At 40.2% G+C, this 11,463-nt stretch carries 10 protein-coding genes; 5 read left to right on the top strand and 5 right to left on the bottom strand.

The window, feature by feature from the left end:
- The first annotated feature begins 56 nt into the window (after positions 1-56).
- Entirely contained in the window at positions 57-401 is a 345-nt protein-coding gene (locus tag FD724_RS13395) for a DUF1815 family protein (protein WP_012412199.1), read from the top strand.
- A gap of 436 nt (positions 402-837) precedes the next feature.
- Here the strand turns inward: FD724_RS13395 and FD724_RS13390 are convergent, their stop codons facing one another.
- Positions 838-2,907 (bottom strand): CHAT domain-containing protein, encoded by a 2,070-nt coding sequence (locus FD724_RS13390; protein WP_179072969.1) that lies wholly within the window; start codon positions 2,905-2,907, stop codon positions 838-840.
- Between the two features lie 117 nt (positions 2,908-3,024).
- Between FD724_RS13390 and FD724_RS13385 the strand changes: the two genes are divergently transcribed.
- On the top strand, positions 3,025-3,525 hold the full coding sequence (locus FD724_RS13385) for a thioesterase family protein (protein ID WP_041565716.1): 501 nt from the start codon (positions 3,025-3,027) through the stop codon (positions 3,523-3,525).
- A gap of 115 nt (positions 3,526-3,640) precedes the next feature.
- On the opposite strand, the gene FD724_RS13380 is transcribed toward FD724_RS13385, so the two are convergent.
- The 4 genes from FD724_RS13380 to dxr all read right to left on the bottom strand — a co-directional run bounded on the left by FD724_RS13380 (position 3,641) and on the right by dxr (position 6,354).
- Entirely contained in the window at positions 3,641-3,838 is a 198-nt protein-coding gene (locus FD724_RS13380) for a hypothetical protein (protein ID WP_114083805.1), read from the bottom strand.
- Between the two features lie 589 nt (positions 3,839-4,427).
- A complete protein-coding gene (locus FD724_RS13375; protein ID WP_179072968.1) occupies positions 4,428-4,694 on the bottom strand; it encodes a BrnA antitoxin family protein in 267 nt (88 codons plus the stop codon).
- Complete coding sequence (locus FD724_RS13370) at positions 4,678-4,953, bottom strand: BrnT family toxin (RefSeq protein WP_179072967.1); 276 nt, start codon at positions 4,951-4,953, stop codon at positions 4,678-4,680. Before FD724_RS13370 ends, FD724_RS13375 begins: the two co-directional genes overlap by 17 nt.
- A gap of 204 nt (positions 4,954-5,157) precedes the next feature.
- Positions 5,158-6,354 (bottom strand): 1-deoxy-D-xylulose-5-phosphate reductoisomerase, encoded by a 1,197-nt coding sequence (dxr, locus tag FD724_RS13365; RefSeq protein WP_179072966.1) that lies wholly within the window; start codon positions 6,352-6,354, stop codon positions 5,158-5,160.
- Positions 6,355-6,801: 447 nt separating this feature from the next.
- Here dxr and FD724_RS13360 point away from each other — a divergent pair, with 447 nt between their 5' ends.
- The 3 genes from FD724_RS13360 (at position 6,802) to FD724_RS13345 (ending at position 11,449) form a co-directional block, all read left to right on the top strand.
- Positions 6,802-8,109 carry a mannosyltransferase family protein gene (locus tag FD724_RS13360; RefSeq protein WP_179072965.1) on the top strand — a complete coding sequence of 436 codons (1,308 nt, stop codon included), beginning with the start codon at positions 6,802-6,804 and terminating at the stop codon, positions 8,107-8,109.
- 44 nt (positions 8,110-8,153) lie between these two features.
- Positions 8,154-10,085 (top strand): DMT family transporter, encoded by a 1,932-nt coding sequence (locus FD724_RS40335; RefSeq protein WP_218651521.1) that lies wholly within the window; start codon positions 8,154-8,156, stop codon positions 10,083-10,085.
- 293 nt (positions 10,086-10,378) lie between these two features.
- On the top strand, positions 10,379-11,449 hold the full coding sequence (locus FD724_RS13345; RefSeq protein WP_256874552.1) for a hypothetical protein: 1,071 nt from the start codon (positions 10,379-10,381) through the stop codon (positions 11,447-11,449).
- Positions 11,450-11,463 lie beyond the last annotated feature (14 nt).

Below are 11,463 nucleotides of genomic sequence, written 5' to 3'. Positions count from 1 at the left end.
AAATCTAAAGAAAATATAAAAGAAACTCAAATGACTGTGGTGTCTGGAGGACAAAAGTGTTTCTGAGACTAGCACATCAACATCGACAATTCGTCCAAGACTTGGTAATGAACCTGCAAGCCTTGGCAGTCGTATTAGAGCGGCGCGGGTATCCTGCTTCTTGTTATACCTGTGGCGACCAAATGAATAGTGCATCGTTTATGGTTAGCTTGGGTGATAACCACCTGATTCGGTTTTTGGTGTCCGATTACGGGATTACTTGGACGGAAATGCGGGATGACCGCGAATTAATGAAGCTAGAAGGCGCAGAGGCAATTAGCCAACTGGACGAACTGGCTGATCTTGTCAAGCAATCTATGCAAACCGATACAGACTCTAAAATTCTTGCCAAGAAATATTAAGGTTCCCAAGGTCGATCGCAAATTAGAAATCGATTATCGGTAATTGGTAATGATGGCTTAGTTAGCGATCGCTCTTAGTCTGTTCTCCATTACCATCAAGTGATTGGCTTGTAGCCCATCGCCTATTTTTTTCTATCTGCTAAAACCTCACGAGCCTGATTTTGAGCTTTTAGCTGAAAGTTAAAATGCACTGTTAATCAGAATTAGCATAATAATTAGTAATTACTAATTCATAATTCCTAACTAAAAAATAGGTTAAGAAAAATCACAACTATCAAGCAACCAACATAATTATGCTTGAGTTAAAACCTGTTTACATAAAGAAATTATGAATTATAAGTCATGAATTATGAATTTTTAATGAATTTTTTTTGGTGGGAATCAGCCACAAAGTTGAATAAGGCATCCTTTGACAGAGATGGGAAACGGTCAACACCTAAAGTCCATTGCCAATTAAAATAAAGGATGCCCAGTAGTACGGGTGACTAAAATTACTAACTGCTGCCACGGGTACATTGTGGCTTCTTATTTTCCAGTCTCCAGTAATTAATGAGACTTGAGCTTGTCGTAAGGTTTCAGCTTTAGTTAACTTATCGGTGGTAAGGATACCATAAAAAGCACTCATAAGCGCTTGTGTCCCACCATCATCTACAGACCACAGCGAAGCGATCGCGGCTCTTGCGCCGGTTTGTTGCATCTGATAGCCAAAGCCCAAAATTTCCTCACCGTTACCTAACTTACCTCCCAAGCCGGTTTCACAGGCACTTAACACTACCAAATCTACATGGGGGAGTGACCAAGTAGCGACATTTCTCAAGTTAACGCGATCGCCATTTCCGAATAAAATAAACGAATCTTCTGGTTTACCGACCACAAAGGCTGCATGAGTCGCTAAATGGACAATTGTATAATCATCCATTTGGGGTACAGCGACTTTGGGGCTAAAAGCATCATCTAAAAGCTTCGTAGTTTCAGGAACCGTAGCGGCTAAGTTTTCCACTTCTTGCGTTGCAAAGGGCAAACCAGCAAAAGCAACCTGTCGATTCCCAACTTTAATTTGATAATTACCTTTAGTAAAAGCACCAGCTAAAACCCGCAAAGTAGATTCTTGTGGGGTATTTAAGTTAGTCAGACTGACAGATGTAATGTGATTTACACCCAAACGCTGCACTAGCCATTGTTTGCCATCATATAAAGCAGTTAAAGGAATATAGCGTAATTGCTCATCTGGAGCGTAAATCAGAGTTTGTGTACCTGATTGCTTCAGGTCTTTTTCTATAGGTTTAATTAGCCAGTCATACAATTGGCGTGCAGGTGCTTTGATATTTCGGCTGGGGTTGATTAAAGCTTGGCGGAAAGTACCAATTGTTTGATGGAGATTTTCGCGTTTTACAGCAACAGTGCGATGAATCGGTGGGGATTCAGGAGTGACTAATACCAATTCCAAGCTATCTTTTAAAATCAGTGGATAGAGGATTGCAGATTTTTGAGGCAATCTCGCCAAATTATCCCGAAGTTCGTTGAGATTCTCCAAATCCAAATTTTGCCGCCTAGCTGTACGGCTAATTTGCTCTATCTGTGCTTTCACTGAAGGACTATTAATAAAGTCGTTAAATTTATCCAAAAGTTGCTGTTGATTTAAGACTAATTGCTCAATGCGTTGTTTCTGTTCGAGCGATCGCTCCTTGGGAGAAATTTTCCGTAGTGTTGTCAGTTCTTTACCCAACACAACAGCACTATCCAAGGTTTGATCCAGCTTTTGTTTAATTGGTTTTTCTGTTGCTGCTATATTAATAGCTTTGACAGTACGTTGATTACCTGGCACAGTCTGGAGATATTCTTCTAGTTCTTCAACTTTGAGTAAATCCATTGTCCTTTGTGCTTCAGCAACACGTTCTTGTTTGAGCAATCGTTCACCCAAAATCCGATATGTCTGGCTAACAGTTATGCTGTAAGCGTCTGGTTGTGGCGCACTCAGTGCTGATGGATTCAAGCGAGCTTTCTCACGATTAATTAAGCAATGCTTGTAGAAAAAAATTGCTAACTCTGGTTGATTTTGAATATCAAATAAGTAACCTATGTTACTGTAGGTTTTGCCAAGTCGAACAAGATCCCCAAGTTCTCTATTAATTAATAGGGCTTGCTGATAGGATTGAAGTGCTTCAGGATACTTTCTTTGACTTTGGTAGATTCTGCCGATGTTATTGAATGTTACCGCTTCCCAAGAGCGCTCTCCACGTTCTCTAGTAATGGCTAGTGCTTGCTGTAATCTCTGCAACACTTCTTCCGATTGACCTTGCCGAGATTCTTTGATAGCTTCTTCATTGAGCCTTTCAATTTCTAAAAGCTGATTATTCTGGGGTAAAGCTTGAGCTTTTTCTCCAGAGTTATATTTCAACCTTGTATTTGTACTTACCTGGTTATTGTCTGGGTATGCCATCCCAAAACCGAGTAAACTAAGTAGAGTTAAAGTAATAAGACTAACATACCGGAGATTAGGCTGCATAACAAAACACTCCCTATACTCGGAAGTGTAAATATTAAATCAATTAAGTTATGGAACGCAATGAATTTTTATGCTATTCCATATTTGGAAAATTTATAGGTGCTTAGAAAAGTGAAAATGTCACAAGAAAAACCCAGCCAACCAAAATTACCACCCACCACTGCCCTTGACAATCCATCAAGTCATGAATTTGGGAATTGGTTTGAATATCCTCTAAGAGTGCAACCCCACCACACTGACTATTCTGGTGTTGTCTGGCACGGTTCTTATCTAGCTTGGATGGAAGAAGCACGGATTGAATGCTTGCGATCTATAGGGATTGAATTTGCTGATTTAGTTGCGATAGGTTGTGATTTACCAGTTGTAGAACTGTCGTTGCGTTATCATCGTTCAATTCAATTGGGTATGGCAGTGGTAGTAAAAACGCGCATGGCTGAGGTAACAGGTGTCCGAATTAATTGGGATTATGCAATTGTCTCAACTGATGGACAAGAATTATACGTTACTGCCAAGGTGACTTTAGTAGCTTTAGATCGCGAAAGAGGCAAGATTATGCGTCAGTTACCGCCAAGTTTTAAGGATGCATTAGCCAAGATTTCAGCATTAAATAATGATTGAGCAGTACGCTGTGTCAGAGTTTAACTATCCTTAATAAGTTGCTAAAGTAGGGGCAATTCATGAATTTCCCCTACTTGTCTAGTTATTTTGTGCTGAATTTAATTAATCTTACTTTTTACTTGCCGCTTTGGATATTTGATAAACTTTGAGTAAACTGCATGATGTGATGCCAAATATCTTGTGGGGTAATGCCAAAACTAATGTTTAATAAAATCAGAATTGCGGCAATGGTTAATGCATTCTTCAGAGTGGCTTTCAACAACTTCCACAATATTACGAAGACAATCCAAGCTACAATCAACGTAGCAATCATAATATATAAATTCCTTAACAATAGCCCTTACCTGAGAGGATATTTATTCAGAAAGGGTAATTTTATCTGAACTAAAATTCACTAGTGCTAAAGCTATTAGACCTAATTTGGAATAGCTACTAAAGCCAAAATTTTTTGTCTAACTGTACCAATGTCATATTATCTGAAAATGAGACTATAATTCAGATGAGAGGCAACTTATTTGGCAATTTGGCAGAATTACTGGAAAGAATTTTTTAAATCTTATGTATCAATAATCACAAGATACAAGAGTTAGATTAGGACTCCGATTTGATTTTTGAAAACATCCTGAGACTGAAAAGGCTGTTTTATTGATCGTGAGAAATTCGGGTTAGATAGCTCACTAATACGAGGTTGCGACCATTTAAAAGAATACCTCGCTTCCCGTCCCGATTTGCGAAAAGAAATTTGCCCTAATAATAAATAGCCACGCTACGTATTTGTGATGTTGAGGAAAGTGCGATGTCTGACGACAAGCCTTACGGCTACGCATTTTAGTATTTTGGGAGGGAGTGCGATCGCTAAATTTTAGTCTTATTGGAGTTGTAAGATAGCTTAAATCTTACTATCAGCCTATTTTCTCTAATAGTGCTTCATTGATAACCGTTTGATAGCCTACCCCTCGTTTTTCTGCTTCTTCTTTCGCCCAGGCTATGATTTTAGGATGAAATCTGATAGAAATCGGCTCATACTTTTCTTCTTCACCCTTAGCAGGTCGTCCACGCTTTCTGAGTGTAACCCCAAACTGATCTGCGATCGCATCTCTGAATTTTTGGTTTTCTTCTGGTGTAACTCGTCTTGCTCTATCAAAAGGAAACTCAGATTCCTGACTCATATTGTTGACACTCCTTTGAGGTAGCTTTTCTTGCACTAATTATCCTAAGTCGCTCACCTCGCATGGTAAAAACAACCACAACAATTGAGCCATCTTCCGCTTCACCAATTGCCCATTCCCTTTCTTCTCCCTGAGAATGACTAGAATCCTCCGTAAACAGAAGATAGGGGTCGGCAAAAACTGTTACAGCTTCCTCGAATTCAATGCCATGTTTCAAAAAATTTGACTCGGCTTTATTCTCGTCCCACTCAAAGCGCATTTATAGTATATACCAAAAATATTTGCCTTTGGTATCCTACACCGACTTGGGCTTTGGGATGGAGTGCGATGCCTTACGGCTACGCATTTTTGATATTAGGAAAGTATGATATTTGGTCGTTAGCCTTCAGCTTAATACTGAAGGCTAAACAATAATTGGTCAAGAGCCAGCAAATCTGCCTTTTGGGTATCTGAGTGAAGGTTTTTATCGCAAAGAAATTATCCGTGGGTGAGTTTCTAATTTTTCAGTCGCTGTTAAAACTTCTTGTCTTGCCCATTTATCTGCTGCCAAAATGTCATCTAAAGAGGGATTTGCACGGTTATCATTTTGATGGCGATCGCACACCCATTCGATACACCGGGGAATATCTAAAAAGCGAATTTTTTCATCTAAAAATAAAGCTACAGCTTGCTCATTTGCAGCGTTTAACACAGCTGGCATCGAACCACCAGCTTTACCCACAGCATAAGCCAACTGCATACAAGGATACTTTTGGTGATCTGGTTCCCGGAAGGTTAAATTTCCAGCTTTGACTAAATCTAGTCGTTCCCAGTTGGTATAGATGCGATCGGGCCAAGATAGAGCATACAGTAAGGGTAAGCGCATATCCGGCCAACCGAGTTGGGCTAAAACGGAAGTATCTTGCAGTTCAATCAGCGAGTGAATAATGCTCTGGGGATGAATGACAATTTCGATATTGTCATAATTCAACCCAAACAGGAAGTGAGCCTCAATTACTTCCAGTCCTTTATTCATCAAAGTAGCAGAGTCTACTGTGATTTTCCGCCCCATCGACCAATTAGGATGCTTGAGAGCGTCAGCAACGGTTACATCTGCTAACCTTTCTACATCCCAGTCTCGGAAAGCCCCACCAGATGCAGTGAGCAAAATTTTCCGCAAGCCTGACTTTGGCACACCTTGGAGACATTGAAAAATTGCCGAATGTTCGGAATCGGCTGGGAGTAATTTTACACCGTGTTTTTCGACTAGGGGTAGAACCACAGGGGCCCCAGCAATCAGGGTTTCTTTGTTCGCTAAGGCAATATCTTTACCAGCTTCAATAGCTGCGATCGTGGGTAGCAAACCAGCACAACCAACGATCCCAGTGACAACAGTTTGAGCATCGCCATAGCGAGCTACTTCTATCACTCCAGCCTCGCCTGCTAGTAGAATCGGTTGGGGATCGAGGTCAATGATAGCTTCTTTGAGCGCTGGTAATTTATCTTCTGAGCAAATTGCTGCTATTTTCGGTCGAAACTGCCGAATTTGAGCAGCCAACATCTCTACATTATTCCCAGCTGCCAATCCCACAATCCGAAACTGATCTGGGTACTGAGTGACAATATCTAAAGTCTGAGTACCGATAGAACCAGTGGAACCAACAAGAGTAATCGCTTTCACAATTGCTTAAGGATTTACAGACAACTCCCACTATAAATTGCTGGGGACTCTTTAATAACAGCAATGACTATAATCGATACACTGACGCAGACGAGGAGAGACGCGGGGAGGGCAAGATCGGGGATACAAAGGGAAATTTATCCATACTTTTTTCGCTGCGCCAACCCCAATCTGTTGATTTTAACTCGATCGACTGCTAGCCATAAAGCTCAACTTTCATATAACTAGACAAAAAATGTACTTATAAATACTATATTTTTAAAGATAAACTTCTAGAGAATTGGCAAAAGTAACTAAATAGGAAATAATTTCAATTAATTGCTAATTTGTCCAGTTTGTTAATTATGTTGGTGGAGGATTTAATATGCAAAATGTTACTCATAAATTGCTGTGTTACAGCCATAGGTAAAAGGATGCAGAAAGAAGTTTGTTGAAGCACTCAACCCTATGGTCAAAGTTCAAATAGTTATAAAAAAAGTTTTATGGAAAAATGATTTCCTATTTCCAGCAGCAATATGGCTTGCCAGTCGAATATTCATCTGGACTGCTATGTTGCTGGTTGCGCCAAAACTACCGTTACCACCAGAAGAATTTTTGCCTCATTTTGGCTGGGGCGTTTTTGATGCCTGGGATAGTATGCATTATCGAGCGATCGCAACTTCTGGATATGAATTTGTGAATGACGGTAAGCAACATAATCTTGCCTTCTTTCCCCTGTTTCCCTTAAGCATCTGGGTTTTGATGAAGCTGGGCTTGCCGTTTGAATTAGCAGGTACGTTAGTCAACAACCTGGCATTTTTCGCAGCGCTTTACTGTTTGTATTTTTGGGTTAAGGAGAATTATGGCATCAATGCAGCGCACTGGACTACTGCTGTAGTTTCTTTATATCCATCATCCATGTTTACGGGGGTGGTTTACACAGAGGGGCTGTATTTATTTTTGAGTACATCGGCTTTGCGGGCGTTTGATCAAAAGCAGTACGGCTGGACTGGGCTTTGGGGGGCGATGGCGACAGCAACACGTCCTACAGGTATGGCATTAATTCCAGCATTAGCGATCGCAGCGTGGAAAGAACGCCGACCACCCATAGCCTATATTGCTGGTTTTGTTACTGCCACTGGCATACTTCTATTCAGTTTTTATTGTGCGATTTATTTTGGCAACCCTTTAGCTTTTATCGAAGCACAACGAGGATGGCGACCAACTCTAGGGTTTGATTGGCAGGGTTGGTTAAATATGCTGATGCAAATTATAGTTGGCACAAAAAACTGGCAATATGGTTGGATTCAAAAACCATCTGGTGGGATTGCAGACCCCTGGTATCTATTGTTATTAGGCGTGATTGTTGCCAGTGGCTATCTTTTATGGCGCTTCCGTCAACATTTAAATTTTGTGAAATTATTCTATAGCTTTTATGCTTTAGTCTTATCTCTGTTGCTCCTAGCAAGCGAAGAGTGGATCAATAACTTGCTCAACTTGTTCATGGTTTTGGGTGGTGGCTATGTGTTATGGCGCTTACGCACGCAACTGACCGCAGTTACCGTTATTTATGGCTTTTGCGGTATTGGTTTGCTGCTAGCTTCGGGGGGTACTATCTCCTTGAGCCGTCTCGCTTATGGTATTGTGCCTTTGAATATAGCCATTGGTGTGCTGCTATCTCGCCATCCTCGTCAGGGATATTTAATCTTGGGCGCTTTTATGACACTACTAGCCAAAATAGCTGTAGGATTTGCCCAAGAACGTTGGGTTGGTTAGAGGTTTGATTCTTTATTGGTGAGAAGTTGAATTTAAATTCCCTAATGAATGTATCCAATCAAAGGAAGATAGCCCTAGCTGCATTATTTGTCGGTGTAGGTGCCATATCTTTTGGCTCTATTTTCGTGAAATTGAGCGAAACTCAACTCAGCCCCAATGCCACTGTATTTAATCGCTTGTGGCTTGCTAGTGTGTTCTTCTTGCTCTGGAACGGATACAAGGCTATACGTCAGCGACTTTCCTTAGACAAACCTGAAGAACAGCAATTTTACACTAGCCAGGATCTCTTGCTATTGGGAAGTGCTGGGATATTTTGGGCTGGCACTTTAGTCTCTTTGGCTTGGTCACTAACTGAAACTAGCGTTGCGATTTCTAGTGTTTTACATAATCTCGCCCCAATATTTACTAGCTTAGGGGTGTGGCTGTTATATCGTAAGAGTTTTGAGAGCCAATTCCTGATTGGGATGGTCATCGCCCTTGGGGGAGCGATCGCTATAGAATTTGAGGAGTTGCAAATCGCCACAGACGAAGTTCAAGGGGGCTTTGCTGCGATCGTTTCTGCAATTTTCTTGAGTGTATATCTGCTAATCGTAGAAAAATTACGAACTAAATTTTCTCCGGCCACAATCCAGTTGTGGATCAGTGCGATTAGTGCCCTAATTATCTTACCCATACTTTTGTTTACTCAAGATCAGCTTTTTCCTTCTACAGTCAGTGGGTGGCTGTGGGTCATTTCCTTAGCGCTGATCTGCCAAGTTTTAGGTCATGGGCTTTTGACCTATTGCCTTGCCAAGTTTTCCTCTGTGGTTGTCTCATTGGTGCATCTGTTAGAGCCAGTATTTAGCGGTATTTTCGCTCTGATAATATTTTCGGAAAAATTGACTTTCTCAAATTGGGTAGGTTTCGCTGTAGTTTTAATGGGTTTATACTTAGCCGTATCTAGCCAAGGTGTTGTTAATTTCCCGATCCAGAAATCAGTCACAAATGTAGTTAACACTTTCGTTAAAAGTATGACGAGCAAACTGTCATTACTAAAGCAACAATTCTCCGAAACGCCAGCTTTATTAGGAACTGCATCATTATTATTTGCCCTAATTCCCATATCTTTAGCACCATCTCTGACTAAATTATGTCAACAAGAAATTGGTGCAAATGCTGTAGTATTTCATCGCAGTTGGATCGCCACAATTGTCTTTGCCCTGTGGAATTTACTTGAAGCTTTCCGCAGCCAACAATCTGATAATGAACCTATAGAAAATGAGCCTTTTACGAGCCAAGAAGTGTGGCTATTGTTGGCAATGGGAACCTCTGCTGGAACCTACCTTCTTTTATGGGCTTGGTCGCTGAGTCAAACTAGTGTTGCTAATGTTGCTTTACTCTCTAATTTGAACTCCTTATTTGTTGCTTTGGCTGGGTATGTGTTATTCGGTCGGCGCTTCGATAACAGATTCGTGATTGGACTGGTCATAGCCTTGGCAGGAGCGATCGCATTTGAACTCAATAAAGTGCAATTTGCAACTGACCAAATACTGGGTGATACCTTAGCATTGCTAACCGCGATTTTCATGGCTACGTGTATGCTGCTGATAGAACGACTCCGAACCCGTTTTAGCACCGCAACTATTATGCTGTGGCGCTGTGGAGTAACCACGATGTTTCTACTACCCGTACTCCCATTTCTCGAAGATCGACTGTTACCCTATTCCTGGACGGGTTGGTTTTTCATCATTTTCCAAGCCCTCTTCTGCCAAGTATTGGGTCAGGGACTTTTAGCTTATAGCCTCAGCAGAATCTCCTCAAGCGTCGTCGCCGTCACACTTCTTCTCGAACCAGTCCTGGCTTCCATTTTTGCTTGGTTCATTTTTTCAGAACAGGTCGGTTTGTTTGACTGGGCAACTTTCGCCGTAGTTTTAGTGGGTATCTATCTAGCGCAATCTAGCCAATCCACTGTTCAAATAACAAACGAAGGATCGTAGTATGGGGCGAACATAATAGAGCCTCCGGCACGCTGACGCGAATGCTAATACACAAAAAGTATGAAAAGTCAAAATTTTTAACCCCAGGAGATCGAGAAAATTTTGTGTAGCCGCGATTTCTAATCGCTTCCTCTTGATTTAATATTTCGACACCGCCAACTTGACTGATACAATTTATAACGAAAACTTCCGGCAATACATTATTAAAATTGGTGAAACATCAGTTCAATAGGCTGTTAAACTCTTTCCCATCCCAGGTTAATAGATACTTCACTATTGGCATTATCTTAGCAGTGGTAATTCGATTAGTTTTTGTTCCGAGTAAATCGCTTGATTATAAATATTTTTTAGAGCCTTGGTATGATTTCATTGCATCTCATGGCGGCTTCAGCGCTCTAAAATATAGTTTTGCCGATTACACACCCCCTTACCTCTACTGGATTTTAATCTCCGCCACCCTGCTGTCTGGATTGCCAAAAATCTTCGCAATCAAGCTTTTTGCTATAACTGTTGATTTTCTTTGTGCCTTTTTTACTTACAAAATTGTCAAACTAAAATACCCAGAAGGGAAAATACCAATCTTTGCTTTTTTGGCAGTTATATTAAGTCCAAGTGTTATTTGTAATAGTGCCATTTGGGGGCAATGTGATGTTATCTATACAACAGGATTGATTGCCTGTATTTATTTTTTATCTCTTCAAAAACAAGTTTTAGCATTAATTAGCTTTGGCATAGCACTTTCTTTTAAGTTCCAAGCTATGTTTTTAGCACCTTTATTATTAATAATGTTACTTAAAAAAAGAATTTATTGGTATTATTTACCATTGATTCCATTAGTATATGTAGTTTTAATATTGCCAGCTTGGTTTGTAGGCAGACCAATGTCAGAATTGCTGCTAATATACTTTAACCAAGCTAATAAATATAAAGAACTCACTAAAAATGCACCTAATATTTATCAATGGATTCCCAGTAATTTTTATAATATTGTTGTTCCTATAGGTTTAGGCTTAACTATATCTGCAATATTTTTATTTGCATACATTGTTTATAAAAGTAGACTAGAAATTACTCAAGACAGGCTGATACACTTAGCGACAATATCAGTTTTCTTTATGCCATATATCCTACCCAAGATGCACGACAGATATTTCTATCCTACCGATATATTTTCTCTGATCTTTGCCTTTTACTTTCCTCAATATCGTTGGGTAGCTATCGTAGTGCAAATGTCCTCATTTTTTGGCTATTTGGGAACTCCTATATATATCCAGTTGTTTTCTATACCTTTAGGTTTTACACTCTGGTTTGTTGTACGAAACTGTGACATGATTTATCCAAAATTCAAAGCTGAATTTTTCTAACGCATCAATCAAAA

This window comes from Nostoc sp. C057 (assembly GCF_013393925.1).
Classification (GTDB): domain Bacteria; phylum Cyanobacteriota; class Cyanobacteriia; order Cyanobacteriales; family Nostocaceae; genus Nostoc; species Nostoc muscorum_A.
Note: the sequence above shows the minus strand (reverse complement) of the source record. Positions and strands in the feature narration are given on the sequence as shown.